The sequence below is a fragment of the Noviherbaspirillum humi genome, assembly GCF_900188095.1.
GTDB lineage: Bacteria > Pseudomonadota > Gammaproteobacteria > Burkholderiales > Burkholderiaceae_D > Noviherbaspirillum > Noviherbaspirillum humi.
In genome coordinates this window covers 139255-165759 of sequence record NZ_FZOT01000007.1, presented here as the reverse complement: position 1 = coordinate 165759, position 26505 = coordinate 139255, and the positions used below count along the sequence as shown (strand labels likewise).

At 66.3% G+C, this 26505-nt stretch carries 20 protein-coding genes; 15 read left to right on the top strand and 5 right to left on the bottom strand.

Translation table 11 applies throughout. The features are described from left to right. From CHB88_RS25870 to CHB88_RS12785, 7 genes are all read left to right on the top strand, one after another. Positions 1-2778: beta strand repeat-containing protein (locus CHB88_RS25870; RefSeq protein ID WP_281255018.1), on the top strand; the 2778-nt coding region annotated here is incomplete at its 5' end. Between the two features lie 95 nt (positions 2779-2873). Beyond that, the gene (locus CHB88_RS12810; protein WP_089399721.1) at positions 2874-4103 is read left to right on the top strand and encodes a TolC family protein; all 1230 of its coding nucleotides are present in this window, start codon (positions 2874-2876) and stop codon (positions 4101-4103) included. Between the two features lie 16 nt (positions 4104-4119). Continuing rightward, positions 4120-5904 (top strand): ATP-binding cassette domain-containing protein, encoded by a 1785-nt coding sequence (locus CHB88_RS12805; protein ID WP_245844950.1) that lies wholly within the window; start codon positions 4120-4122, stop codon positions 5902-5904. After that, positions 5901-7055: an HlyD family type I secretion periplasmic adaptor subunit gene (locus CHB88_RS12800; protein ID WP_089399719.1), complete on the top strand. Its 1155-nt coding sequence runs from the start codon at positions 5901-5903 to the stop codon at positions 7053-7055. The genes CHB88_RS12805 and CHB88_RS12800 overlap by 4 nt, the downstream gene beginning before the upstream one ends. A 230-nt stretch (positions 7056-7285) precedes the next feature. Then, positions 7286-7786 carry a TspO/MBR family protein gene (locus CHB88_RS12795; protein ID WP_089399718.1) on the top strand — a complete coding sequence of 167 codons (501 nt, stop codon included), beginning with the start codon at positions 7286-7288 and terminating at the stop codon, positions 7784-7786. 78 nt (positions 7787-7864) lie between these two features. Next, complete coding sequence (locus CHB88_RS12790) at positions 7865-8719, top strand: class I SAM-dependent methyltransferase (RefSeq protein ID WP_089399717.1); 855 nt, start codon at positions 7865-7867, stop codon at positions 8717-8719. A gap of 308 nt (positions 8720-9027) precedes the next feature. After that, positions 9028-9336, top strand: coding sequence for a hypothetical protein (locus CHB88_RS12785; protein WP_089399776.1), 309 nt, complete (start codon positions 9028-9030; stop codon positions 9334-9336). 225 nt (positions 9337-9561) lie between these two features. On the opposite strand, the gene CHB88_RS12780 is transcribed toward CHB88_RS12785, so the two are convergent. The 3 genes from CHB88_RS12780 to CHB88_RS12770 all read right to left on the bottom strand — a co-directional run bounded on the left by CHB88_RS12780 (position 9562) and on the right by CHB88_RS12770 (position 15792). Beyond that, entirely contained in the window at positions 9562-10995 is a 1434-nt protein-coding gene (locus tag CHB88_RS12780; RefSeq protein WP_245844948.1) for a M20/M25/M40 family metallo-hydrolase, read from the bottom strand. A 105-nt stretch (positions 10996-11100) separates the two neighbouring features. Beyond that, the gene (gene ggt / locus CHB88_RS12775) at positions 11101-12963 is read right to left on the bottom strand and encodes a gamma-glutamyltransferase (RefSeq protein ID WP_245844947.1); all 1863 of its coding nucleotides are present in this window, start codon (positions 12961-12963) and stop codon (positions 11101-11103) included. 225 nt (positions 12964-13188) lie between these two features. Beyond that, complete coding sequence (locus CHB88_RS12770) at positions 13189-15792, bottom strand: excinuclease ABC subunit UvrA (RefSeq protein ID WP_089399715.1); 2604 nt, start codon at positions 15790-15792, stop codon at positions 13189-13191. A 279-nt stretch (positions 15793-16071) separates the two neighbouring features. On the opposite strand from CHB88_RS12770, the gene CHB88_RS12765 reads away from it, so the two are divergent. From CHB88_RS12765 to CHB88_RS12755, 3 genes are read left to right on the top strand one after another with little or no spacing between them, the layout of a single operon-like run. After that, complete coding sequence (locus CHB88_RS12765; RefSeq protein WP_089399714.1) at positions 16072-16524, top strand: nuclear transport factor 2 family protein; 453 nt, start codon at positions 16072-16074, stop codon at positions 16522-16524. Beyond that, entirely contained in the window at positions 16521-17153 is a 633-nt protein-coding gene (locus tag CHB88_RS12760) for a methylamine utilization protein (protein WP_089399713.1), read from the top strand. The genes CHB88_RS12765 and CHB88_RS12760 overlap by 4 nt, the downstream gene beginning before the upstream one ends. A gap of 1 nt (position 17154) precedes the next feature. Beyond that, a complete protein-coding gene (locus tag CHB88_RS12755) occupies positions 17155-19506 on the top strand; it encodes a bifunctional diguanylate cyclase/phosphodiesterase (RefSeq protein WP_176442450.1) in 2352 nt (783 codons plus the stop codon). A gap of 175 nt (positions 19507-19681) precedes the next feature. On the opposite strand, the gene CHB88_RS24465 is transcribed toward CHB88_RS12755, so the two are convergent. After that, entirely contained in the window at positions 19682-19870 is a 189-nt protein-coding gene (locus CHB88_RS24465; RefSeq protein WP_143131248.1) for a hypothetical protein, read from the bottom strand. Between the two features lie 128 nt (positions 19871-19998). Between CHB88_RS24465 and CHB88_RS12750 the strand changes: the two genes are divergently transcribed. From CHB88_RS12750 to CHB88_RS12730, 5 genes are all read left to right on the top strand, one after another. After that, on the top strand, positions 19999-20253 hold the full coding sequence (locus tag CHB88_RS12750) for a hypothetical protein (RefSeq protein ID WP_089399711.1): 255 nt from the start codon (positions 19999-20001) through the stop codon (positions 20251-20253). An 88-nt stretch (positions 20254-20341) separates the two neighbouring features. Further along, the gene (locus CHB88_RS12745; protein WP_089399710.1) at positions 20342-20839 is read left to right on the top strand and encodes a MarR family winged helix-turn-helix transcriptional regulator; all 498 of its coding nucleotides are present in this window, start codon (positions 20342-20344) and stop codon (positions 20837-20839) included. 107 nt (positions 20840-20946) lie between these two features. Next, a complete protein-coding gene (locus CHB88_RS12740; protein ID WP_089399774.1) occupies positions 20947-22236 on the top strand; it encodes an MFS transporter in 1290 nt (429 codons plus the stop codon). 168 nt (positions 22237-22404) lie between these two features. Further along, complete coding sequence (locus tag CHB88_RS12735; RefSeq protein WP_089399709.1) at positions 22405-22992, top strand: hypothetical protein; 588 nt, start codon at positions 22405-22407, stop codon at positions 22990-22992. A gap of 78 nt (positions 22993-23070) precedes the next feature. After that, on the top strand, positions 23071-23646 hold the full coding sequence (locus tag CHB88_RS12730; RefSeq protein WP_143131247.1) for a hypothetical protein: 576 nt from the start codon (positions 23071-23073) through the stop codon (positions 23644-23646). 42 nt (positions 23647-23688) lie between these two features. Here the strand turns inward: CHB88_RS12730 and CHB88_RS12725 are convergent, their stop codons facing one another. Next, entirely contained in the window at positions 23689-26400 is a 2712-nt protein-coding gene (locus CHB88_RS12725) for a sensor domain-containing phosphodiesterase (protein WP_176442449.1), read from the bottom strand. Positions 26401-26505 lie beyond the last annotated feature (105 nt).

The following is a 26505-nucleotide window of genomic DNA, read 5'->3' as shown; positions in this document are numbered from 1 at the left end:
ACCGACTTCCTGTACGGCGGCGGCGGTGACGACATCATCAACGGCAGCGGCGGCAACGACGTGCTGATGGGCGATGCCGGCAACGACACCCTCAACGGCGGCGATGGCAGCGACCAGGCCAACTTCTTCGTCGCAGGCAGCGGCAACGGTTCCTGGAGCTATGCCTACGACGCCGATCTGGGCGGCGTGATCGTCAAGCAGGGCGGGGTGGCGGTGGCCAAGGTCAGCCGCGGCAGCAATGGCGCGCTGGTGGTGGAAGACATCGGCAACGCCAGCACCGGCTTTGGCGTGGATACGCTGAGCGGCATCGAGAACCTGACCTTCGACTACAACAACAGCAACGGCAACTATTACAACATCGGCGCCAGCGCGATCCAGGCGCTGTTCCCGTCGACCGTCACCAAGATCGACTGGGTGCGCGAGCTGAGCGATTCGGTACTGGTGGCGGGAAGCGGCGACGACATCACGCTGCAGGTACACTTCACCAACCCTGTGGCCATCAGCGGCGCGCCGACGTTTGCGCTGACCTTCGTCGACGATGCCGGCAACCAGCACACCGTGCAGGCGACCTACCAGTCCTATGGGGACGGCAATCAGTACCAGACCTCGATGCTGTTCAAGTATGTGCTGCAGGATGCGGATGTGGGCAGGTACCACGTCGGCAGCATTGGACTGAATGGCGGCAGCATCACCGAATGGGCCAATGCCGGCGGCCTGCCGGCCGACCTGGCACTGACATCGACGCGTCCGATCACCGCCGGCACCTACGTCTATGGCGGCGTGATCGAAGACACGACCGGCACGGCGGGCAACGACGTGCTGGCCGCCTATGAAGCCGATCCGGCCACCGCGCCCACCAACGGCGTGTATGCAGGCGTCGATGGCGGCGCGGGCGACCGTGACATCCTGGTGGTACCGGTAGTGGTGACGGGCGTGAGCCTCGACACCGCTAGCACCTACAGCCTGCGTTTCAATACCACTACTAGCACGATCGAAGTGCTGAACAGCAGCGGCGCGGTGGTGTCCTCGACGATTGCTACGGCGGTGACGGTTCCATCCGCTGCCAGCTACCCTACCAACGTCGAGACGCTGCTTTATCACCTGGTGCTCGATACCGGCAGCGGCTATGAGCCGGTAGAGGTGGCCGACATCCGCCTGAGCAAGACTGGCCTGATGGTGGCCGATCCGATCAACGGCAACGACATCTACCGCCAGGGCACGCTGGGCGTGGACACCATCGATCTGTCGGGCGACACCAGCACCAGCACCCGTTACCTGGTGCGCGGCGGCGCCGGTAACGACACCATCACCGGCCATGCCGGCTTCGATGCGATCTTCGGCGATGGCGGCAACGACACCATCAATGCCGGCGGCGGCAACGACCGCATCTTCATGGGCAAGGGCACCGACGCGGTCGACGGCGGCACCGGCTTCGACAGCCTGGTGCTGAACATGACCGGCCAGCAGCTTGGATTGCGCGGCAGCTTCACCGGCGTGGTGCTGCAGAACCAGACCGGCACCTGGGACAACACCGGCTTCCATGCCAGCTCCAGCGTCGATACCTACCGTATCATCGCCAACGACAATGGCACGGTGACGGTGCGCGAGAACCCGGGCAGCACAACGAACAAGGCCACGCTCACCGGCGTGGAGAACGTTGAAATTCGGTTCGACAATTCCGACGTGCGGCTGAACCTGGCGCTGCAGTCCGGCACGGCCGGCAACGAAACGCTCACGGCCGGCAACCAGGGCATGTCGGTGGTGATGGGCTTCGGCGGTGATGACGTGCTTAACGCTAGCAATACCGGCTACGACACGCTCATGGGCGGCCTGGGCAACGACACGCTCAACGGCGGTTCGGCTACCGACTTCCTGTACGGCGGCGCAGGCGATGATGTCATCAATGGCAACGGCGGCAACGACGTGCTGATGGGCGATGCCGGCAATGACACCATTATCGGTGGACAGGGCATGGACGTCGCCAATTACTATGTCGGCACGGGCGCGGGCACGCTCGCCTTCGTCGCGGACGGCGGCATCCAGGGAGGATGGATCACCAAGGATGGCGTGAACCAGATCAAGATCACGCAAAACGTCGATGGCAGCTGGCGCATCGAGGATGTGGGCAACACCACGTCCACCGGCGCCGGCGTCGATACCGTCTCCGGCGTGGAAACGCTCGGCTTCGATCTGACCACCGGCGGCGGCTATCTGTCCCTGTCCACCCGCAGCATCGTGACCAACGTCGGCACTGACGGCGATGACATGATGAGCGGCACCGTCGGCAGCGAAACCTTCATCGGCGGCGCCGGCAACGACACCATCGATCTGGGCGGCATGCCGGCCGGAGATCCGGGCCTGGTGAATGGCGACATGGTGAAGATCCTGGCGCTGGCCGACGGCACCGACACCGTACTCGGGTTCAAGTTCAACGATCCAGGCATGGGCGGCGACATCATTGATCTTTCCGGCATCGCGCACCTGGGTGCCGGCACGAAGGTGCAGCAGTTCGGCTCCACGGTTCATGACTTCGGCAACAGCAATGTGTTCATCTTTGACAATGCTTCAACTACTGTCGATGCCGTGAGCGCGGCCATCGCGGCGGACGACGATGTCACCGCTTCTCAGGGCTTCGTGATCTTCAAAGACGCGAACAACGGGGATAAAACCACTATCTACCACTCATCGGATCTTGCCAGCGGCGGTACGATGACGGCACTGGTGGTTCTCTCCGGCGTGGATCCGCTGCAGCTGCATGCCACCAACCTGATCGTTTGACGCCACACGCCGCCGGCGACCCTGTCGCCGGCGGCAGAACCGATGACAAGAAAGCATCAGGCTGCGCCGCTATTTCAGGGCGCAGCCTTTACTCCATGAAGCAGGCAACATTCATTGCGCGTCGGCTCGCGGCGCTGGGGCTGGCCATCGCCGCGCTGGGGTCCGCTGCGCCGGCGCAGGCGCAAACCGCTACCTTCGACGAGGTTCTCGCCGCCGCGCTCGTCAGCCATCCCCTGATGCTGGGCCGTCGCGCCGCCCGGGAAGGCGCGCTCGCCGACCGCGAGGCGGCCGAATGGGCGCGCTATCCGACGCCGTCGGTGGAAGCGACCAGCCGCAACGTCAACGGCTCGCGCGGCGTCGCCCGTCTCGAGCAGCCGCTGTATGCCGGCGGACGCATCGACGCCGGCATCGCCGCTGCCGGCCATCGGCTGGAAGGCGCCGGCGCAGCCGTCGATGAAACCGGCATGGAGCTGCGCCTGCGGGTGATCGCCGCCTGCGTCGAAGTCCTGCGCCACAAGGCACGCCTGAAGCATGCCGGCGCCGCCGTGGCCGAGCATGAGCGGCTGCTGGAGATGATCAAGCGCCGGGTGCAGCAGGAAGTGAGTTCCCAGATCGACCAGCGCCTGGCCGAATCGCGCCTGGCCCAGGCGGTGAACGACCGCTCCGCCATCGAGCAGTCGCTTCGCAATGCCTTGGCCCAGCTGTCGCAGCTGGCCGGCAAGCCGGTGACCGACCTTGGCGCCGCCGGCCTGAGCGACGAGCATGCGCCACCCTCGCAGGACATGGCGCTGCAGCAGGCGCTCGATCATTCTCCGGTGATGAAGCGGCTGGCGGCTGAAGAAGCTGCCGCCGGCGCCGACATCGACGTGCGCCGCGCGGCCATGCTGCCGCAGCTGGCGCTGCGCCTGGAGCAGACCTCCGCGCCGCTTTCCGAGCGGCGCGCCATGCTGGTGCTGCAGGCGCAGCCGGGCGCCGGCCTGGCGGCCCGCTCGGCGGTGCAGTCTGCCATCTCCCGCCGCGATGCCATCCGCATGCAGAGGGAGGCGGCACAGCGCGACATCGCCGAGCGCATCAGCATCGACTGGAGCGAGCTGCTGGCGGCACGCGAGCGCAGCAGCACCGCCGAACAGGCGCGGCTGGCGTCCACCGATGTCTTCGAATCCTATACGCGGCAATACGTGATCGGGCGCAAGAGCTGGCTCGATGTCCTCAATGCGGTGCGCGAGGCGGTCCAGGCGGAGCTGGCTCTGGAAGATGCCCGCGCCCAGGCGGTCAGTGCCAGCCTGCGTCTGCGCGCGCAGACCGGCACGCTGAACCGCCAATGATTTTTCAGGAGCAGAAGTGAATCCAATCGACATGCCGCCAGACACGGCAACATCGCCCAGGGCGCTGCGCCTGGTGGGCAAGGCGCTGGGCCGGCGCCGCGGCACCTTTCTCGACGCCGCCCTGGCGACCACGCTGATCACCTTGCTGGCGCTGGGCGGCTCGCTGTACTCCATGCAGGTGTACGACCGCGTCATTCCGAATGCCGGTTTCCAGACCCTCTGGGTGCTTTCCGTCGGCGTGCTCGCCGCCGCGGTGATGGAGTTCGCGCTGAAGCAGGCCCGCGCCCATGCCAATGACAAGGTCTGCAAGGCGGTGGATGCGGAGTTGTCGGACTGGCTGTTCGGCCGCATGATGGGCATCCGCATGGAAGCGCGGCCGCCTTCGGTGGGAACGCTGGCCTCGCAGATCAAGGGCTTCGAGCAGGTGCGCAACGTGCTGGCGTCCACCTCCCTGTTCGCGCTGGCCGACGTGCCGTTCGCCATCCTGTTCCTGCTGGTGATCGCCGCCATCGGCGGTCCGCTGGTGTTCGTGCCGCTGGTGATGCTGCCGCTGGCGCTGGCCTGCGGCCTCGGCTTCCAGCGCGCCATCGCGCGCCATACGCGCAACACCATCGCCGCCTCGAACCGCAGCGCCGGCCTGCTGGTGGAGGCGGTCGATGGCGCCGAAACCGTCAAGGCCGCCAGCGGCGAGGCGCTGCTGCAGGCGCGCTGGAACCAAATCATCGACGAAGCCGGCGTCGCCGACGCCGGCATCAAGCTGCATTCGTCGCTGTCGCAGAACATCACGGCGCTGCTGCAGCAGATCAGCTACGTGCTGCTGGTGGCGTTCGGGGCGTGGATGGTGGCCGACAACAAGCTCACCATGGGCGCGCTGCTGGCCTGCTCCATCATCGGCAACCGGGCGATGGCGCCGATCATCCAGCTGCCCGGCGTGATGGTGCAGTGGGCCCATGCGCGCGCCGCCATTGACGGCCTGGACAGGATCCTGGCGCTGCCGAACGAGGCCGACGGTCGCGAGGCGCTGCTCACCCCCGGCGCGCTCGGGGCCGACCTGCGACTGGAACGCATCCGCTTCGCCTACGGACAGCAGCAGCCCAAGGCGATCGAGATCGACCGGCTCGACATTCCGGCCGGCGCCCGCATTGCCCTGCTGGGGCAGATCGGCTCCGGCAAGAGCACGCTGCTCAAGCTCGCCTCCGGCCTGTACCGCAGCCGCGAAGGCGCGGTCTATCTCGGCGCCATCGACATGGCCTTGCTGCATCCCGAAACCCTGCGCGCTCATGTCGGCTACCTGCCGCAGGATGCGCGGCTGTTTTCCGGCAGCCTGCGCGACAACCTGATTCTCGGCCTGCCGGACCCCGGCGATGAAGCCATCCTGGCCGCCGCCCGTCGCACCGGCCTGATCGACCTGATCACCGCCCAGCCGCGCGGCCTGGCGCTGGAAATCACCGAAGGCGGGCGCGGCGTGTCCGGCGGTCAGCGGCAGCTGATTGCCTTCACCCGCATGCTGCTGGCCGATCCCAAGGTATGGCTGCTCGATGAGCCCACCGGCAGCATGGACTCCGGCACCGAGGCGCGGGTGGTTCAGGTGCTGGCGGAAGTGGCACGGGCCGGCGCGACGCTGCTGGTCAGCACCCACAAGACGGCGCTGCTGCCGCTGGTGGAACGGGTGGTGGTGCTGAACGGCGGTCGCATCCTGCTCGACGGGCCGACGCAGCAGGTGCTGGCACGGCTTGCCGGCAAATCGGCGCAGGCCGCGGCGCAGGCGACCGGCGCTCGCGAGCAGGAGATCACGACATGAAACAGCAAGACGACGCACGGCCGGGACGGCTGCTGATCTGGTGCAGCGCTCTGGCGATGGGCGGCTTCATCGCCTGGGCCAACTGGGCCGAACTGGACCAGATCACGCGAGCCAATGGCCAGGTGATCGCCAACTCCCGCAACCAGGTGATCCAGGTGCCGGAGGGCGGCGTGCTGGCCGAGTTGCCGGTGCGCGAAGGCACGGCGGTCAAGCGCGGCCAGCTGCTGGCACGCTTCGATCGAACCAAGGCCGAAGCCGGTTTTCTCGAAAGCGAGGCCAAGGTCGCCGCCCTGGAAATGGCGGTGGCGCGGCTGCAGGCGGAGGTGTTCGGCGGCCAGCCGAAATTCCCTGCGGAGATGGCCCGCTATCAGGAATTCCGCCTCAACCAGGCCACGCTGTTCGCCAAGCGCCAGGGCGCCTTGCGGCAGGAAGTGGCGGCGCTGGAGAATGCCAGCCGGCTGGTGCGGGAAGAACTGGAGATGAACCTGCCCTTGCTGAAGACCGGCGACGTCTCGCGGGCCGATGTCATCAAGCTGCAGCGACAGGTAGTGGACCTCGAGGCGCAGATCACGAACCGCCGCAACAAATACCTGCAGGACAGCCAGGCTGAGTTGGTGAAGGCCCAGGAAGACCTGTCCGGCGCGCGCCAGGTGCTGGCGCAGCGCAAGGAACTGCTCGACTTCACGGAGCTGCGCGCGCCCATGGATGGCGTGGTGCGCAATGTAAGGCTGACCACGCTCGGCGGTGTCGCCCGTCCGGGCGAGGAGGTGATGCAGCTCGTGCCGGTGGACGACGATCTCATCATCGAAGCCAAGGTGAAGCCGGCCGACATCGCCTTCGTCAAGCCCGGGCTGGATGCGGTGGTGAAGCTAGATGCCTATGACTACAGCATCTATGGCACGCTGCTCGGCAAGGTCAGCTACCTGAGCGCCGACACCCTGAGCGAGGAGAACCGAAACGGCGAGCAACCCTACTACCGGCTGCAGGTGCGCACCAGCGGCCGCAACCTGCCGCGCCGCGGCGACGAGAAGATCGACATCCAGCCAGGCATGACGGGCAGCATCGAGATCAAGACCGGCAAGCAGACGGTGCTGCGCTACCTGACCAAGCCGATCTCCAAGACCATGTCGGAGTCGCTCGGCGAGCGCTGACGATCGCCCTTTTTTCCGCATCAATGCGCGGCCCGGCGGTTCAGCTCTGCGGCTCTTCGGCGGGCGCCGCGCCGACTCTGCACGTTCCGGTTTGAATCCCTCCATCCTCCGCAGAAACGAGGCATCGATTGTGATCGCATCACCGGCCAAGACCGGCCGTAGCAGGGAGAGGCGGGTGCTATAGTACCCGGCGCCAGGCATTCGCCGGCGTATCGATTCAAGGAGCGAGCATGACGGTGGATTCCATGAGAACCCGGTTCATCGGCCTGCTGGCCTGGCTGGCGGTATGCTTCGCTGCCGCCGGCATCGGCGCCGCCGCGTCGGTGCATGCCGGCGCCTTCTATGCGCAGCTCGTTCGCCCGTCCTGGGCGCCGCCGGCCGCGGTGTTCGGCCCGGTGTGGACCGTGCTCTATGCGCTGATGGCCGTCGCCGCCTGGCTGGCGTGGCGCGAACGCGGCTTCGCTCATGCGCGGACGGCGCTGACCCTGTTCTTGGCGCAGCTGGCGGTCAATGCCCTGTGGAGCTGGCTCTTCTTCGCATGGCATCTCGGCGGGCCGGCCTTCGTCGACATCCTGCTGCTATGGCTGCTGATCGTGCTCACCATTGCCGCTTTCCGGCGATTGCGGCCGCTCGCTGCGCTGCTGTTGATGCCCTATCTTCTATGGGTGAGCTTCGCGGCGGTGCTGAATTTCGCGGTGTGGCGGGCGAATCCCTCGCTTCTGGGCGGCTGAGCGGCAAGACGATTGTCACTTCCAGCCCGAGCGGTTGCAAGTGACGCGAATCCATATCACCAGCGGGAGGAGCGAATCATGAGTACGTCAGGCACAGGCAACGACAGACCGGCGATCGACTGGAAAGGCAGCAGCGCGCAGGCATGGGTCGACACCCAGGCACTGCTCGATGTCATGTTCCAGCCCCTGGAGGAAAGGCTCGTCCAGGCCGTTCCGCGCGGGGCGCAGATGCAGGTTCTCGATGTCGGCTGCGGCACGGGCGGCACGACGGTGGCGGCCGCCCGGCGGCTCGGATCGGCCGGCAGCTGCGTCGGCATTGATATCTCGCGGCCCATGATCGACGCCGCCGAAAAGCGCGGGGCGACCGAGGGCCTGCCGGTGCGTTTCCTCCGCGACGATGCGCAGACCCATGCCTTCACGCCGGCCGGCTTCGACCTGATCATCTCTCGCTTCGGCGTCATGTTCTTCGAGGACTTCACCGCCGCTTTTCGCAACCTGCGGCAGGCGGCGCGCCCCGGAGCGGGGCTGCGCTTCATCGCCTGGCGCGGCGCCGAGGAGAATCCCTTCATGACGATGGCGGAGCAGGCCGCCAGGCCCATGCTGCCGCAGCTTCCCCCGCGCCGCCCGGATGAACCTGGCCAGTTCGCCTTCGCGCGCGGCGAACGGATTCGTGACATCCTGCAATCCAGCGGCTGGACAGCAATCGAGATCGAGCCGATCGATGTGGCATGCACTTTTCCCGAAAGCGAGCTGCTCGCCTACCTGGGCAGCATGGGGCCTGTCGGCCGCGCGCTGCAGCAGGCCGACGAAAATACACGCCAGCACGTTATTGCAATCGTGCGGCCTAGATTCGACCGATTCGTGAACGGCGATACGGTGAATTTCACCGCCGCCTGCTGGGATGTGAGCGCTGAAGCGGATCTGCTCCGGTGACGGCGCGGCAATGACATTGGCTGGCGCTGGATTTCTTCGGCTCGGCTTCCCGATTCAGCCGGGGATGAAAATGCCCCCCATGGCTGCATGGGCATGATCCGTTCAAAGCGCTTGCATCGCGCCAGCCGGAAGCTATGCTCAATAGGCGAACCGGGCCGTCACACGGTTGCCGTTCCGTCACCCCCTTCGCGGTCAGCGGATCAGGCAACTCTCCCGGTTCAGACGCCGCAAGCATGGCGAGGGAAAGGTATGGCCATTTTGCGGTGGCGATGTTCCATGAGGACGATCAGTCCACAAAGGAGATCAACATGCATGCCGTCATTAGAACCTATACGGGTGCTGGCGCGCCCCAGCTTTTCGATATCCTTGAAAGCCGCAAGTCCGACGTTCAATCCACGCTGCAGAAAGTGTCCGGCATCGTCAGCTACACCTTGCTCCGGACCGGCGATGGCGGGGTATCCATCACCGTCTGCACCGACAAGACGGGTGCCGACGAAAGCCTGAGGGTTGCACGAGACTGGATCAAGAACAATGCGTCGGGTATCAATGCAAGCCCTCCCAAAGTCACCGAAGGCACGGTGATCGTTCAGTTTGCCGAGCAAGCGGCAATTCACTGAGAATGCCTGCCCGGCTTGTCCAGGCAAGTTCCTCGCGCTTCCTCCGATATCCGGGGAAGCGCTTCCCCGCAAGGAAATTCCATCAGGAAATCCCCTCACTCCGCTGGAATGAGAGGCTGCGAACGGCAAAGCCTTGAGCGTAAGACGCCGACCTAAGCCGCAAGGGAAACGCCTGCTGCCGCCTCCAGTGCCGCCGTCTTCACCGTGCTTGATCGATCTGCCGCATCAATCTGGCACCGACTGCGACAAGGTTTCAATCATGCGCACTGTCAGATACAGTCGCGGCACGATGCTGTCGAGATCGGCAAACTCGTCGGCGCTGTGAATGCGCTCGCCAACGATCCCCATGGTCTCCAGAACCGCCGGTTTGCCGTTGCCTTGATACGCAAAGCCGGCATCCGTGCCGAAGCGCATCGAAACTGGCGTGAGGGACTGGCCCAGTTCCTGGTAGATCGTCTGGGCGACCGTCGCCAGTTTGTCGCTGGCCGGATTCTTGCTGAATGGCGGCCGGCGATTCTCCACCCGCACCGTCACCTCCGTCTCCGGAATCAGCTTCTTTTGCACGATGGCCGACGCATCGCGCTGCACCCGTTCGATTTCGGTCAGGTCGGACATGCGCATGTCGGCGGTCGCCTTTGCCGAATCCGGGATGATGTTGACCTTCTCTCCGCTCTGTAACACCGTCCAGTTAACCGTCGTGCCCTTGGCGGGATTCCCAAGGTCTTTGAGCTGCACCAGCTGGTTGGCCAGCTCGATGGCCGCATTGCGTCCCTGTTCGGGCGCCGAGCCGGCATGCGAGGCCTTGCCCTTGACGTTCAAATGCACATAGGCGATGCCGTTGGTCGCCACGGCGACATTTTCCTTTTCCGGCGGTTCGTAGGAAAACACATAGTCGTGATCCGGCGCGAGCCGGGTGATCACGGCGCGCGAGCCGAGCGAACTCTTTTCCTCATCCGGATTGAACACAACGGTAATGCGCTTGTACTGGCGGTTGCTGCGTTCTTTCAGCATCTGCAGCCCATGAATGATCATGGCCGCTCCGCCTTTGGCGTCGGCAACGCCCGGGCCGTACGCCTTGTTGCCGTCCATGCGGAACGGTCGCTTTGCCGCATCACCCGGGGAAAACACGGTGTCGTAGTGGATCATCAGCATGAAGCTCTTGGTCCCTGAGCCTTCCAGGGTGCCCACCACCACCTTGCCGGCCGCCGGGGGCGCAGCAAGGATATCCACGTTGGCGCCGAGTTCCTTCAGCCGCGTGGCAAGGAGTTGCTCCACCTGTCCGAGCCCCTTTGCGTCGTCCGTGCCGGAATCGATATTGACCAGCGTTTTGAGTTCTTCGATGAAGGCTGGCTTGTGCGCTTCGGCCAGTGCCAGCAAGTTCTTGTCAGGCGCAGCGAACGCCGCTGCAGAGAGGCTGAGGATACCGCAGGCAAGCAAGCAGGACTTCATGTTTTCTCCAGGACGGGAAGCGCCATTGGGCAGGCACTTGCGGATGACGAAAGCGTTGCTTCTTCCGTTGATTGTATCAGCGCATTGCCTGCTGAAAATACGAGCGTGCCCAATCTGCAGCAAATAACCCGCGAGCACCTCAAGACCGGCGAACCCGCCATCAATCCCAACCGCTCTCCTGGCTACTGGAAGTAGGGCCCAGCGCTGCATCAAAAAAGCCCCTCGTTGCTGAAACGAGGGGCTGTGAACGGCAAAGCGTCGCTCACATCGGGGGCGCCACCTGAGTCGCCGGTGAAACGCCCGTGCCTGCCTCCTTTACTGCACCGGCTCGATCACCCGCGACACACCCTTGCCGCGCGGATCGGATACCGGGAAGGGCGTATCGCCGATCACCTGGATCGCCTCGATGTTGGCGCCGCCCTGCAGGCCCGGCTTCATGATCCAGCCGCGGGCGGTGAGGTTGTCCACCGTCGCCTTCGGAATCTTGTCGGCCTCGTACTCGATCACGTTGTCCGGCAGCAGTTGATGGTGGAAGCGCGCCTGGGCCTGCGCCTCGGCCAGCGGCCAGCCGTAGTCCACCACGTCCACCAGCACCTGGTACACCGAAGTGAAGATGCGCGAGCCGCCCGGCGTGCCGAGCACCAGCGAGACCTTGCCATCCCTGGTGACGATGGTCGGGCTCATCGACGACAGCGGCCGCTTGAACGGCTCGATGGCGTTGACGTCGCCGCCGACCACGCCGAACTGGTTCGGCACGCCGGGCTTGCTGGCGAAGTCGTCCATTTCGTTGTTGAGCAGGAAGCCGGCGCCGGTCACCACCACGCCGCTGCCGTAGGAGCCGTTCAGGGTGTAGGTGTTGCCCACCGCATTGCCCCACCGGTCGACGATGGAGAAATGAGTCGTTTGCGGCTTCTCGCCGGCGCTCGGGTCGCGCGGCGGCGTGATGGTGCCGAGGCCCGGCTGCACCTGGGCCAGCGGCGTCGGCGTGGACGGATTCACCTCGGCCGCGCGGCGGGCAAGGTAGCCGTCATCCAGCAGCTGGTCCATCGGGATCTGGAAGAAGTCCGGGTCGCCCAGATACTGCGCCCGGTCGGCGAATACCCGTTTCTCCATTTCGGCGGTGAGATGGATGTACTGCGCCGAGTTGAGCGGCGCCATGGCGAACTGCGGCGAGAGCGCCTCCTTCATCTTCAGCAGCTGGCCGATGCCGAAACCGCCGGAACTCGGGGGCGGCGCGGTAATGACGTTCACGCCGCGCCACTGAATCTGCACCGGGTCGCGCCATACCGGCGCGTAGCTTTGCAGGTCTTCCTTGGTGATGAGACCGTTCCCGCGCTGCATCTCGGCCACCAGCAGGTCCGCCGTCTGGCCGTTATAGAACTCCGGACCGCCTTGATCGCGGATGCGGGTCAGCGTCTGCGCCAGCTCGGCCTGCACGAAGTTCTGGCCGCTGGTGAGCTTGCCGCCGAAATAGGCGTCGAAATTGGTGCCGGGAATGCTGCCGGCGGTAGCCGAAGTGTTCGGCACGAAACCGTTCTGCGCATAACCGATTGCGGGCGCGAGCACCTGGCTCCAGGTGAGGCGGCCGAAGCGCTTGTGCGCTTCCCACATGCCGGCCACGGTGCCCGGCACGCCGACGGCCTTGTTGCCGATCAGGCTCAGGTTCGGGATCACGTTGCCGTTCGCATCCAGGTACATGGTGGAGGTGGCGGCCTTCGGCGCGCGCTCGCGGTAGTCGAGGAAGTAGGGCGTGCCTTCGTTGACGATGGTCATGAACCCGCCGCCGCCGATGTTGCCGGCGTTCGGGAAAGTGACCGCCAGGGTGAAGGCGACGGCCACCGCCGCATCGATGGCGTTGCCGCCGGCATCGAGGATGGTCTTGGCGGTGTCGGCGCCGTAGACGTCGGGCGAGGCCACCGCGCCGGCGCGCAGCTGGGTCATCGAACCGTTGCTGCTGCTGGCGCTGCTCGAACTGCTGGCGTTGGCGCCGGACGCCGAGGCGGAACCCGTGGCGCTTGAACCGCTGGCGGGCGTGTCGGCGCGTGCCGTGCGCACGCCGCCGGCGTCGCTCAGGACGCTGCTGTTGTCGGAACTGCCGCAGCCCTGCAGGCCGGCGGCGAACAGGCCGGCGAGCAGGCCGATGCGCCAGTGTTGACGACTCCAATCTTGGATATGCATGGTTGAGCTCTCTAGGAAGGATGCGGACCGGGCCGCTGAATAAACTGCACTGCCTCCCCGAGATGCCCTGGCAGATCGCTGTGTTGAAATCGATGTAGTCGAATCAAGTTAGGCGATGATCCGGTTCCCGGCCTGATCTAGCACAAGGCAAGCTCAGGCTGGCGACCAAAAGTCACCGTCCGGATACGAGGAGTGGCTTGCCAGGCGGGCTGGCGAGGACAGAATTCAAGCGGAATTGCTGGCCGGCAGATAACGCGCGAGATAGCCGGCGGTGCGGCTGCTCGAGCTGGCCGCGACATCCGCCGGCTTGCCGGCCGCCACCACCTTTCCGCCTTCCTCGCCCGCGCCCGGACCGATGTCGATCACCCAGTCGCAGGCGGCCAGCACGCGCATGTCGTGCTCCACCACCACCACGGTATTGCCGGCGTCCACCAGCTTCTGCAGCTGCGCGACCAGCCTGTCGACGTCGGCCGGATGCAGGCCGGTGGTCGGCTCGTCCAGCACATACAGGCTGTCGCCGCGGGTGGCGCGCTGGAGCTCCGTGGCGAGCTTGATGCGCTGCGCTTCGCCGCCGGAGAGCTCGGTCGCCGGCTGGCCCAGGCGCAGGTAACCCAGGCCGACTTCGCGCAGCACGCCCAGGGCCCGGCGCACGGCGGGTTCTTCCTCGAAGAAAGCCCAGGCGGCATCGACCGTCATTGCCAGCACCTCGGCGATGTTCCGGTCGCGGTAGGTGACTTCCAGCGTCTTGGCATTGAAGCGGGTGCCGCGGCAGACCGGGCAGGGCGCATAGACGCTGGGCAAGAACAGCAGCTCGACCATGACGAAGCCTTCCCCTTCGCAATTCTCGCAGCGGCCCTTGGCAACATTGAAGGAGAAGCGGCCGGCATCGTATCTGCGCGCCCGGGCCGATTTGGTGGCGGCGAACAGCTTGCGTACATGGTCGAACAGGCCGGTATAGGTGGCGAGGTTGGAGCGCGGCGTGCGGCCGATCGGCTTCTGGTCCACCTGCACCAGCCGTCGGATGCTCTCCATGCCGCCCGCGATGCGGCCGCCGGTGGTGGCCGGCGCCGCCTGCTCCAGCGCTTCGCCTTCCTCCGGTTCGGCGGCCAGTTCGTGCCCGAGCTCGGCCGCCGCCAGTTCCACCAGCACCTGGCTCACCAGCGTGGACTTGCCGGAGCCGGAGACGCCGCTCACGCCGGTGAGCACCCCGAGCGGAAAGGCGGCATCCAGGCGCTGCAGGTTGTTGCGGCTGATACCGGCAAGACGCAGCCAGCCGGCGGGTTCCCGCACCGCGCGCGGCGTCGGCGGGTCGCGCTGGAACAGGTAGCGCCGGGTATGGGAGGCTTCGATTGCCTCTAGGCCGGGCGGCGGTCCGCTGTACAGGATGCGGCCGCCGTGCTCGCCGGCTTCCGGCCCGACATCGACCAGCCAGTCGGCATGGCGGATCACGCCGAGCGCATGCTCGACCACGAACAGGGAATTGCCGGCGGCCTTGAGCCGGTCCAGCGCCCGCAGCAGCGCCTCGGTATCGGCCGGATGCAGGCCGGCGGAGGGTTCGTCCAGCACATAAACCACGCCGAACAGGTTGGAGCGCACCTGGGTCGCCAGGCGCAGGCGCTGCAGCTCGCCGGGCGACAGCGTCGGCGTGCCGCGCTCCAGGGTAAGATAGCCGAGGCCGAGGTCGAGCAGCACCGCCAGCCGCGCCACCAGGTCCTGCGCGATGCGGCGGGTGACGATCGCCTTCTCCGGATGCTGCTTCGCCGCCTTCGACTGGCCGGAGGCGCGGCCCTCTGCGTACGGCTGCAGCAGCCGGTGCAGGTTCTTCAGCGGAATGCGGGAAAACTCGGCGATGTCGCGGCCGGCGAAAGTCACTGACAGCGATTCCCGCCGCAGGCGCTTGCCTTCGCACAGCGGGCACTCGGTGCTGATCATGTAGCGCGAGACCCGCTTCTTCATCGCCGCGCTTTCAGTGTTGGCGAAGGTTTCCAGCACGTAGCGGCGGGCGCTGGTGAAGGTGCCCTGGTAGCTCGGCGTTTCCTTGCGCTTGAGCGCGCGGCGGGTTTCCGCCGGCGTCAAGCCGGCATACACCGGGACGGTCGGCTGCTCGTCGGTGAACAGGATCCAGTCGCGGTCCTTTTTCGGCAGATCGCGCCAGGGCGTGTCGACGTCGTAGCCGAGCGTGACCAGGATGTCGCGCAGGTTCTGGCCGTGCCAGGCTGGCGGCCACGCCGCCACCGCGCGCTCGCGTATGGTCAGGCTGTCGTCCGGCACCATCGACTGCTCGGTGGCCTCGTACACCCGGCCGAGACCGTGGCAGGCAGGGCAGGCGCCTTCCGGCGTGTTCGGCGAGAAGGATTCGGCGTAGAGCAGCTCCTGACCGGATGGATAGTCGCCGGCGCGGGAGTACAGCATGCGGATCGAGTTCGACAGCGTGGTGACGCTGCCGACCGAGGAACGCGCGGTCGCCGCGCCGCGCTGCTGCTGCAGCGCCACCGCCGGCGGCAGGCCGTCGATGTCGTCCACCTCCGGCACCGGCATCTGGTGGAACAGGCGGCGCGCATAGGGCGAGACCGATTCCAGGTAGCGGCGCTGGGCTTCCGCATACAGCGTGCCGAAGGCCAGCGACGACTTGCCCGAGCCGGAAATGCCGGTGAACACCACCAGCGCATTGCGCGGAATGTCGAGGTCGATGTTCTTGAGGTTGTGTTCGCGCGCGCCGCGCAGCCGCACGTAGCCGCTGTCGCTTCCGGGCGGAGGGGCATTCGCCGCACCGTCGCGCGGAGCAGGCCGGCCGTCTTCCCGGTCGTCACTGGCGAAATCGTCGGTCATGGATGCTTTGTGAGCAAAACGTTAACGTCCGACATGCGCGGCAGGGAATTGGTTCATGCCGGGCCGGTTACTGCCGGCCACGCCGCAGGCACGAGCATGAACGCTGGCAAAAGCGGTGCCAAGGTGTCGCATCGACGGGGAAACTGCCTTCCTGCACCAATATTGGCTAGCAATTTAAGCTGGTTTGCCTCATCATTTAGATGATTCAAAGCAACATTAAGCATACTCAATACTGCGGGTCGGCGGCGGTGACGTCGTACCCCTGAAGAACGGCCCATCATGATCAGTCCCATCCTCCGCCGCACGCTGCTGCTTTCCCTGCTGTGCGGCTCCTTCCTGGCCAACCCGGCCAGCGCCGGCCCGCTGGACGAAGCACGCGCCAAGACCCATCTGAAGGCTATCGCCGCCGGCGATCTCGATTCCCTGATGGCCGATTACGAGGATGACGCGTACATGGACTGGGTCGGCGGGCCGCTCGACGGACGCTACCGGGGCAAGGCGGAGATCCGGGCAGTGTGGCAGAAGTTCATCGCCATCAACCAGGGCAATCCGCGTCCGGCAGTGGTCGGCGAACTGGAGAGCTTCACCAATCCGAAGGGTGCATCGATCGCCGCCCGGGCAGAGTATGGCGGCCTCCTGCCGCTCAAGGTATGGCATGTGCTGACCTACCGCGACGGCGCCCTGGCCACCGAGTTATGGCAGATCGCGCCCGCCATGAAGGTCGAGAAATGACCTTGCCGGGCGCGGCGCTCGCGCTGACGCTGGCCTGTTGCGCGGCGGCGCAGGCCGGCACCCTCGAAGCCATGGTGACCGGCGCCGGCGGCGGCGTCGAAGACGCGGCGGTCGTGCTCGAACCGCTGGCCGCGGCTTCCGGCGCCAGGCACGCCGCCGCGCGCGCCGTCAACATCGAGCAGCGCGGCCGCGAGTTCCTGCCCCATGTCAGCGTCGTCCGCACCGGTACGCCGATCGATTTTCCGAACAACGACAGCGTCAAGCACCACGTCTACTCGTTCTCGCCGGCCAAGGTGTTCGAGATCAAGCTGTATGCCGGCAAGCCGAATCAGCCGGTGGTGTTCGACAAACCGGGGGAGATCGTCATCGGCTGCAACATCCACGACTGGATGGAGGCGCATGTGCTGGTGACGGATTCCCCGTATTTCGCCAAGTCGGCCGCCGGCGGGCGGGCGGCGATCGCCAACGTCCCGGCCGGACGCTACCGGCTGCAGCTCTGGCATCCGCGCCAGACCGCACGAATTGCCGCGCGCGAGGTCGTGATCGGCGATGGCGTCACCCGGGTGAGCCTGGCGCTGGACGTGAAGCCGCGCGAGGTCAAGCCCCGGATGGATGGCGACGCCTACTGAGATGGTTTTTTCGTCGCTCAAGCATCGCATCGTCTTCGTTTTCGTCGGCCTGCTGGCGGCGGTGATGACCATGGTGATGCTGCTGGTGGTGACCAGCGGCGAGCGCATCGTCAACGATGAACTGCAGCGCGAGCTCGGGCTGGGCGCGAACGTCTTCCAGCGGCTGCTGCAGCACAACCAGCGCCAGCTCGATACCGCCGCGACCGTGCTGTCGGCCGACTTCGCCTTCCGCGAGGCGATCGCCACCCAGGACCGTGAGACGGTCGGCTCGGTCATCCATAACCACGGCCGGCGCATCGGCGCCCGGGTGATGATGGCGGTCGGCCGCGATGGCCGCCTGATCGCCAGTACCCAGCGCCGCACCGGTCCGGACGAGGCCTTTCCCTTTCCCGACCTCCTGGCCCAGGCGGAAGCGGGCGGCAGGAGCGCCGGCTTCAAGCAGATGAAGAACGGCCGGCTTTATCACGTGGTCATGGTGCCGGTGCTGGCGCCGACGCGCATCGCGTGGGTGGCCATGGGCTTCGAGGTCGACGACGGCTGGACGCAGGAATTGGCCGGAACGACCGGGCTGGTGGTCTCGGTGGCGCATCGCGGCGAAGGCGCGCCGGTGCTGCTCGCAACTTCGCTGACGCCGCCGCAGCGATCCGCGCTGGCTGCCGCGCTGCCCGGCCTGCTGTCGCATCCCGCCAAGGCGGTGGAGATCAGCGGACAGGCTTATCAATCCTTGCTGCTGCCGATCGAGCCGCGCACCAGCGTCGTGCTGCAGCGCGCGGTGCAGCAGGTGGAGGAACCGTTCCAGGCGCTGCTGCGCACGCTGCTGCTGCTGACGGCGGGCGGTGTCGCGGTGTTCATCCTCGGCAGCGTGCTGTTTGCCCGCCGCATCGTACGTCCCCTCAACCACCTCGCCGCCGCCGCGCGCCGCATCGAGGCGGGCGACTACGACCTGGCGGTGCCCAGGCTGCCGGCCGACGAAATCGGACAGCTGGGTCTGTCCTTCGACCGCATGCGTGCCGGCATCGCCCAGCGCGAGGAACGCATCGAGCGCCTCGCCTACGTGGACCCGCTCACCGATCTGCCCAACCGTACCCGCCTGCTGCAGGAAATCGAAGGCATGATGCAAAGCCGCCAGGGCGCAGTGGCGGTGCTGAACCTGGACCGCTTCGCCCTGATCAACACCGCGCTCGGCCATGGCGTCGGCGATCGCCTGCTGCGCGAGATCGCGGCGCGGCTGCCGCGCGCCTCGGGCGAGCATGCGCTCACCGCGCGGCTGTGGGCGGACCAGTTCGCCTTCGTTCTGCCGGATGCAAGCCGCGCACATGCCACCGGCTTCGCGCATGAACTGGTGGCCGCCCTGGCAGACCCGGTGATGCTCGACGGCCAGCAGCTGGACATTTCCTGTTCCGTCGGCGTGGCCCTGTATCCGGAAGACGGCGCGGATGCCGACAGCCTGCTGCGCCGGGCAGAATTGGCGGTGCTCTCCGCCAAGCGCCGCCGCGTGCCGGTCGGATTCACCTCCGATCAGGGCGCCGAGCCGCAGCCGGAACAGCTGTCGCTGATCGGCGAGATGCGCCGCGCCATGAGCGAGCAGGAGTTCGAGATGCATTATCAGCCCAAGCTGGAGCTGCACTCCGGGCGCATCGTGGCGGCGGAAGCGCTGCTGCGCTGGCGCCATCCGCAGCGCGGCATGGTGCCGCCGGGCCGCTTCATTCCCTTCGCCGAGCAGACCGGCTTCATCCGCGAGATCACGCCCTGGATGCTGGACCGGGTGCTGGCCGAGGCGGCGCAGTGGCAGTCCGCCGGACTGGACCTGATCGCGTCGGCCAACCTGTCTGCGGCCGACCTGCTCAATCCGTCGCTGGCTGCCGAGGTGGAGCGGCTGCTCGGAAAGCACGGCGTCAAGCCGCACCGGCTGTGCCTGGAAATCACCGAGAGCGCGCTGATGGACGATCCGGTTGCCGCGCGCGGCCAGCTCGCCGCGCTCTCCGCGCTGGGCGTGGCGCTGTCCATTGATGATTACGGCGTGGGCCAGGCCTCGCTCGCCTACCTCAAGACCCTGCCGGTGGACGAGCTCAAGATCGACCGCAGCTTCATTGCCGGCGTCGCCGCATCCGGCCGCGACGCGGCCATCGTCGATTCCACCATCATGCTGTGCCATGCGCTCTCGCTCAAGGTGGTCGCCGAGGGCGTGGAGGACAGCGCCGATCTGCGCTGGCTGATGGAGCATGGCTGCGACGTCGCGCAAGGCTACGGTATCGCCCGCCCGATGCCGGCTCAGGACCTGCCTGCCTGGCTGGCGCGCTCCGCGGCGGTATCCGCACCGCCCGAATCTGCTGGCGGTGCGATTCTGCGCTGACTCGCCGCGGCATCACTGCGTTTCCCACCTGCCCAACCGCCTGCCTTCTGGCGCAGGCCTGCCTGCCGGAACCCGCGAGGCGCGGTGGAATCAACGGTTGAGGGCGGTCAGGCGAATTCCCGAATCGGGTCGAGGCCGCCCAGGTGGGCGATGCTGATGCGGCCGATCGGCCGGCTCACTGCATGCGCTTGGCGAGTTCGAACAGGGCCTGGAGTTCTTCCATGGTGAGCGCCTCGTCCGGCTGGAAATTGGCGAGCACCGAGACTACCCGGCTTATCGCTATCTGGTCCTCTGGTGCGAGCTGGTTGAACAGCCGCAGGAATTCGAACATGCCGGGTGAAACGTGATTTTCTGGGTTGGGCATTGACGCCTGTTGATGCTGACGGGAACAGCTAAATGGTGTTCGACGCGCCGCATTATCGCAATACCGCCTGTTGGGCATATGCGCTCACAGTCTGTGTCATGCACCTTACATTGCCATCGGGAGCTGATATGCGAAGCGAATCCCTGTTGATGCATTTGGCCGAAAGGGCGGCCAGCGATCCCCTGCTCGAAATCTATCTGCTGACGGCAATCGACGCCTACACCGAGTCGCTCGCCGGACTCGACGATGCCGCGCTGCGCGACAAGGTGCTGGAACGATCGCCGCGCCGCAGCCGGGTCGGCATCGACGCCGCCGCATGGGGGGCAAGGGCGGATCTCGTGCGGCGGCTGCTAGCGGAAGACTTCGGCGGGCTCGTGCCCTGAGTTTCGCCGCGCCATTGCCTCTTGGCGAGCTGTCGGTGGTATGCATATAATACCGTTTGCTTACTATATTCGGATATCGCCCCGGCCCATGAATTCAAGCTCAAGCAGTTCGCGTACGACTTCTTCCCGCTCCGGCGGCAACAATTTCGATATCGGTTTCCTGATCCAGGACGTATCCCGCATGATGCGGCGCGCCTTCGAGCGCCGGCTCGGCCGCAGCTCGCTGACCCTCGCCCAGGCCCGTGCGCTGCTCTACCTGTCGCGCAACGAGGGACTGCGCCAGGTGGAGCTGGCCGCCATGCTGGAAGTGCAGCCGATCACCCTGGCGCGCCTGATCGACCAGCTGGAAGCGGCCGGCATGGTGGAGCGCCTGCCCGATCCGGACGACCGCCGCGCTTACAAGCTGTACCTGACCAAGGCCGCCGCGCCGCATCTGGCCGCCATCAATGACGTCATCCGCTCCATCCATGCGGACGCCCTGCGCAGCCTGGGCCGGCAGCAGGTCGATTCGCTCGGCGCCACGCTCGGCAGCATGCGCGAGAACATGGGTGCGCAGAACCGCGAGCGCGACCGGGAAAGCGCCTAAGCGGCGACGCCTGCCGTCATGGTTCCATCCCCTGATTTCTTCGTTCCGCCGGCGGTCCGTGCGCCGGCCATTTACCTCCCGCAATTTCCATGAATTCCAAAGCAGTCATGTCAGCATCGCCGGCGGCCGCCGGCCCGGTCAATTCGCCGGCCAACGTCCTGTTCGCCAGCCTCATCGGCACCACCATCGAGTTTTTCGACTTCTACATCTACGCCACCGCCGCGGTGCTGGTGTTCCCGAAGCTGTTCTTCCCGTCGTCGGATGCGACCGCCGCCACGCTGCAGTCGCTGGCGACCTTCGCCATCGCCTTCTTCGCCCGGCCGGTAGGCTCGGCAATCTTCGGCCACTACGGCGACCGCATCGGCCGCAAGGCGACCCTGGTGGCGGCGCTGCTCACCATGGGCATTTCCACCGTCGTCATCGGCCTCCTGCCGACCTATGCCGCCATCGGCACGATGGCGCCGCTGTTGCTGGCCATGTGCCGCTTCGGCCAGGGCCTCGGCCTCGGCGGCGAATGGGGTGGGGCGGTGCTGCTGGCGACTGAAAATGCGCCGCCCGGCAAGCGCGCCTGGTACGGCATGTTTCCCCAGCTCGGCGCGCCGATCGGCTTCTTCCTGTCCGGCGGCACCTTCCTGCTGTTGGGTGAAGTCCTGAGCGAGGCGCAGTTCTTCAGCTACGGCTGGCGCATTCCCTTCCTGGCCAGCGCGCTGCTGGTCATCGTCGGCCTGTACGTGCGCCTGAAGATCACCGAAACGCCGGAGTTCCAGAAGGTGCTGGACCGGCACGAGCGGGTGAAGGTGCCGGTGATGGAGGTGTTCGGCGGCCATGCCGGCGCGCTGGTGCTCGGTACGCTGATCGCGCTCGCCACCTTCGTGCTGTTCTACCTGATGACGGTGTTCGCGCTGAGCTGGGGCACGTCCGCGCTCGGGTACTCCCGCCGCGAATTCCTGCTGCTGCAATTGTTCGCGGTGCTGTTCTTCGCCCTCACCATCCCGGTGTCCGCGGTGCTGGCCGACCGCCATGGAAGGCGCCTGGCGCTGATCGTCGCCACCGTCGGCATCGCCGTCTTCGGCCTGTCGATGTCGGCCTTGTTCGTGGCCGGCAACGTTGCGGCGGTGATGCTGTTCCTCGCCGTCGGCCTGGGCCTGATGGGCCTGACCTACGGACCCCTCGGCACCATGCTGTCGGAGATGTTCCCGCCGGCGGTGCGCTATACCGGCGCCTCGCTCACCTTCAACATCGGCGGCATCCTCGGCGCCTCGCTCGCTCCCTATGCCGCCACCTGGCTGGCGACCCATTACGGCCTCGGCCACGTCGGCTATTACCTGGCGGCCTCCGCCGTGCTGACCCTGGCGGCGCTGCTGCTGGCGGGACGCCCGGCGCGGCAGCCGGCCTGACGGCGCCCGGCGCAAAGCGGGATTTGGCGGTTTTTTTGCAGTCCGAATTGAAAATATGGGTAAAAAATCCGCCAAGGCATCGGCAACCGGCCTGAAGCCGATGTATCCTTGGGCACCCATTTTTTTGGCTTGCCAGCAAGCCCACATTGAAAAACCGGAGTCATACAGATGAGCAATGCGTTTTGGCCGTCGCGCCGCGCCGCCGCCCTCCTGGCCGTCGCAGCCAGCGTCGGCCTCGCCGCCTGCGGCGGCAGTTCCAGCGTGACCGGCGCCCTGCTGAGCGGCACCATCAGCGGCCTCACCGCCGACGGCCTGGTCCTCACCAGCGGCGGCAGCAACCTCGCCGTGGCCGCCAACAGCACCGCCTTCACCTTCACCGGCCGCCTCACCCTCGGCGGCACCTATGCCGTGTCGGTGAAGACCCAGCCCACCGGCCTGGTCTGCCGCGTGGCCAATGCTACCGGCACCGCCGTTGGCGATATCACGAATATCGCGGTCACCTGCGCTCCGGCGCACAGCGTGGGCGGCAGTGTCACCGGCCTGGTCGCCAGCGGCCTGGTGCTGGCCAACGGCAGCGACAACGTTTCCGTTCCCGCCAACAGCACCAGCTTCGTATTCCCGGCCAAGGTGGGCGAGGGCTCGTCCTACGGCGTGACCGTGCTGACCCAGCCGGCCGGTCAAACCTGCACCGTGGCCAACGGCGCTTCCTTCGTCGGCCAGAGCGACGTCACCAGCGTCCAGGTCAGCTGCATCTAGCTTGCGCACCGGGTGCCCGCGCCGGCCGGAAGCTCCGCCGGCCGGCGCCGTCAGCCACAATGAATTCAGGGTAAGAACATGAAAACAAGTACCACTTCCTTGCGCCTGGCAGCGGCCGCCGCGCTCATTTCCAGCCTCGCCGCCTGCGGCGGCTATTCCGGCGTCGATCTCGGCGGCACCGTCAGCGGCCTCACCACCAACGGACTGGTGCTGGCCAACGGCGGATCCACCGTCTCCGTGCCGGCCAATGCCACCTCCTACAAGTTCCCGAACCAGATCGGCAACCAGTCCGCCTATTCGGTCACCATTCAGTCTCAGCCAGCGCGCCTCACCTGCGGCCTGGTGAACGCGTCCGGCACCTCGTCGGGCGTCCCCGTCGATTACGTGAACGTCACCTGCACCGCCAATACCTATACCCTGGGCGGCAGCGTCAACGGCCTGACCGGCAGCGGCCTGGTGCTGGCCAACGGCACCGACACCGTCAGCGTCGCCGCCGGCAGCACCAGCTTCGTCTTCCCGACCGCGGTGGCGGATGGCACGTCGTACGGCGTCGCGGTGCTGACCCAGCCCGCCGGCCAGACCTGCAGCGTCACGAACGGCACCGCAGTGATGGGCGCCGGCAACGTCACTAACGTCGTCGTCAACTGCCTGTAGCAACCGCCATGATGGCCCGCCGGCACATGCCGGCGCGGTCCGTCAATGCATGGCCACCGCTCCGGCGCGCAGCAGCGCCGCGAAATCGGCTGCCGGCAGTGGCTTGCTGAAGTAGTATCCCTGCGCCTCGTCGTTGCAATGCTGGCGCAGGAATTCCGCCTGCGCCGCGGTTTCCACCCCCTCCGCCGTCACCCTCAGCCCCAGGCTGCGCGCCAGCGAAGCCACGGCCTCGACGATGGCCGCATCGTCGCGGTCGTCCGGCAGGTCGCGCACGAAGGACTGGTCTATCTTCAGCCTGTCGATGGGGAAGCGCTTCAGGTAGCTCAGGCTGGAGTAGCCGGTGCCGAAGTCGTCCACCGACAGTTTCAAGCCCAGCTCTTTCATCCGCGCCAGGATGGCGATCGCTTCTTCCGGATGCTGCATGATGGTGCCCTCGGTCACCTCGATCTCGAGGCGGCCCGGGTCGATGTCGGTTTCCTCGAGCAGGGCGTGCATGCGCTCGATGAAGTCCGGGTCGAGCAGCTGGCGCGGCGAGCAGTTCACCGCGATGCTGATCGCCGGCAGCCCGTGCGCTTCCCATTCCTTGGATTGGGCGCAGGCCGCCCGCATGACCCAGTCGCCGATCGGCACGATCAGGCCGGTTTCCTCCGCCAGGCCGATGAATTTCGACGGCGGCACCGCTTCCTCGCCGAGCGGATGCCAGCGCAGCAGCGCCTCGGCGCCGCAGATGCGGCCGCTGGGGAGGTCGACCTTGGGCTGGTAATGGACGATGAATTCGCCGCGCTGCAAGGCGCGCTGCAGCCGGCTCTGCAGGCGCAGCCGCTCGTCGATCTTCCGGTTCATGTCCTCGGTGAAGAACTGGAAGCGGTTGCGTCCGGTTTCCTTGGCCCGATACATCGCCATGTCGGCGCGCTTGAGCAGGGTGGTCACATCCTCGCCATCCGCCGGATAGCTGCTGATGCCGATGCTGCAGACCGGATGGATTTCCTTGTCGCCCAGGAGATAGGGCTGGCCGATGGCGGCGATCATCCTCGGCAGCAGGAACTGCGCAATTTCCCGGTCGGTCTTGTCAGCGACCGCCACCACGAATTCATCGCCACCCAGCCGCGCCAGGGTGTCCTCGCGCCGCATGCACTCCTGCATGCGGCTGCCCACCAGCTTCAGCAATTCATCGCCCACATGGTGGCCAAGGCTGTCGTTGATGAGCTTGAAATTGTCGAGGTCGAAGAAGATGACGTGCGCCTGGCTGCCATGCCGCTCGCAGCGCGCCAGCATCGCCTCGAGCCTGTCGATCAGCAGCGCCCGGTTGGGGAGGCCGGTAAGCGCATCGTGGTGCGCCTGGTACTGCAGTTGCGCCTGGTGGCGCTTGCTGTCGGTAATGTCGTGCGCCACCATGATGTGCGCGTCGACGTCGTTGAGCCTGAGCGGGGCCGAGGCCACTTCCACGTCGAGTTCGCTGCCGTCCAGCGCCAGCATGCGGGTTTCCGTGCGCGGGGAGCCATGCCAGTCCCGCTCCGGGAACACCGCATCCACGGGAAAGGCATCGCGGCATTGCGGATGGAGGAAGTCGAGCAGCGCCCGTCCCACCAGCTCGGATGCCGAGCCGGACCGCAGCAGCCTGGCGGCGCCCTGGTTGGCGAACACGCACCGGCCGTCGCGAATGACGAAGATGGCGGTCGGCGAGAGCTGCGCCACCATGCGGTAGCGCTGTTCTGCCTCCGCCGTGCGCTGCTCCGCCCGCTTCTGGCTGGAAATGTCGACGCCCATGCCGCACAGGTAGGTCTTGCCGTCGATCTCGATCCGGTGGCCATTGAAGAGGTAAGGCAGGCTCTCGCCGTTGCGCTTGATGATGTGTGCGACGACTTCCGCCTCGCCTTCCATGAACGCCTTGGCGATCGCGGCCGCTACGGCAGGCTTGTCGCCGGCAAAGAAATCGGGGGGATGGCGGTCCGCCATTTCCTCGTCGCTATAGCCGAGGACGTTGAAGAAATGCCGATTCCAGCGCAGGAAATGCCCATGGTCGTCGAACACATAAAATGCGCCGGGCAGGGAATCGAGAAGTTCATCCAGCAGGTTTTTTTCGCGCTCCCGCTCCGCCGCTTCCCGCCGCAAGTGTTCATTGGCTTCCAGCAGTTCCGTGCTGCGTTCCGTCACCCGCTGTTCCAGGTTTTGCCGTATCTGCCGCAATTCCCATTCGGCCTGATCGCGCTCGGCCACTGCCTGCCGCAGCGCATCGTTGTTCTTCCGCAGTTCGAACAGCACCATCACATGCCGCGCCAGGCGCCTAAGCCCATCGCGCTGCTCCGGCGTCAAGGCGCGGGGCGCATAGTCGAGCACGCATAGGGTGCCGAGCGGCACGCCATCCGACGTGATCAGGGGCGCCCCCGCATAGAAGCGCACATGGGGCGGCCGGGTCACCAGCGGGCTGGTCTTCATCCGCGGATCCTGCTCGGCATCCTCCACCACCATCAACTCCCGCGAGAACAGGGCATGGATGCAGAAGCCGCCGCCCCGCGGCACCTGGCAGATGTCGAGGCCCACCCTGGATTTGAACCAGTAGCGATTTTCGTCAAGCAGGCTGATGAGGGCGATCGGCGTGCCGCACAAGGCGGACGCCAGGCGGGTCAGGTCGTCGAACTCGATTTCCGGATCGGTGTCAAGAATGCGGTACTGGCGCAGCGCGGCCAGCCGTCCTGGCTCGTCGATGGAGGGATGGGTGTCCGTACTGCAATCGACCGCCTCGGTTCGCGCCATGGTACTTCGGGTATCGATGGGAAAGATACCGATGAGACTACGAGAACGATGAAAGGGTTCTATCAGGAATGATGAGAGAAAGTTATTGCAGGTCAGCATTCAAGG

Coding starts and splice junctions, on each gene's coding strand:
- CHB88_RS12810 (WP_089399721.1), top strand. CDS start 2,874: ATGAAGCAGGCAACATTCATTGCGCGTCGGCTCGCGGCGCTGGGGCTG.
- CHB88_RS12800 (WP_089399719.1), top strand. CDS start 5,901: ATGAAACAGCAAGACGACGCACGGCCGGGACGGCTGCTGATCTGGTGC.
- CHB88_RS12795 (WP_089399718.1), top strand. CDS start 7,286: ATGACGGTGGATTCCATGAGAACCCGGTTCATCGGCCTGCTGGCCTGG.
- CHB88_RS12790 (WP_089399717.1), top strand. CDS start 7,865: ATGAGTACGTCAGGCACAGGCAACGACAGACCGGCGATCGACTGGAAA.
- CHB88_RS12785 (WP_089399776.1), top strand. CDS start 9,028: ATGCATGCCGTCATTAGAACCTATACGGGTGCTGGCGCGCCCCAGCTT.
- CHB88_RS12780 (WP_245844948.1), bottom strand. CDS start 10,995: ATGCAGCGCTGGGCCCTACTTCCAGTAGCCAGGAGAGCGGTTGGGATT.
- ggt (WP_245844947.1), bottom strand. CDS start 12,963: ATGCATATCCAAGATTGGAGTCGTCAACACTGGCGCATCGGCCTGCTC.
- CHB88_RS12770 (WP_089399715.1), bottom strand. CDS start 15,792: ATGACCGACGATTTCGCCAGTGACGACCGGGAAGACGGCCGGCCTGCT.
- CHB88_RS12765 (WP_089399714.1), top strand. CDS start 16,072: ATGATCAGTCCCATCCTCCGCCGCACGCTGCTGCTTTCCCTGCTGTGC.
- CHB88_RS12760 (WP_089399713.1), top strand. CDS start 16,521: ATGACCTTGCCGGGCGCGGCGCTCGCGCTGACGCTGGCCTGTTGCGCG.
- CHB88_RS12755 (WP_176442450.1), top strand. CDS start 17,155: ATGGTTTTTTCGTCGCTCAAGCATCGCATCGTCTTCGTTTTCGTCGGC.
- CHB88_RS24465 (WP_143131248.1), bottom strand. CDS start 19,870: ATGCCCAACCCAGAAAATCACGTTTCACCCGGCATGTTCGAATTCCTG.
- CHB88_RS12750 (WP_089399711.1), top strand. CDS start 19,999: ATGCGAAGCGAATCCCTGTTGATGCATTTGGCCGAAAGGGCGGCCAGC.
- CHB88_RS12745 (WP_089399710.1), top strand. CDS start 20,342: ATGAATTCAAGCTCAAGCAGTTCGCGTACGACTTCTTCCCGCTCCGGC.
- CHB88_RS12740 (WP_089399774.1), top strand. CDS start 20,947: ATGTCAGCATCGCCGGCGGCCGCCGGCCCGGTCAATTCGCCGGCCAAC.
- CHB88_RS12735 (WP_089399709.1), top strand. CDS start 22,405: ATGAGCAATGCGTTTTGGCCGTCGCGCCGCGCCGCCGCCCTCCTGGCC.
- CHB88_RS12730 (WP_143131247.1), top strand. CDS start 23,071: ATGAAAACAAGTACCACTTCCTTGCGCCTGGCAGCGGCCGCCGCGCTC.
- CHB88_RS12725 (WP_176442449.1), bottom strand. CDS start 26,400: ATGGCGCGAACCGAGGCGGTCGATTGCAGTACGGACACCCATCCCTCC.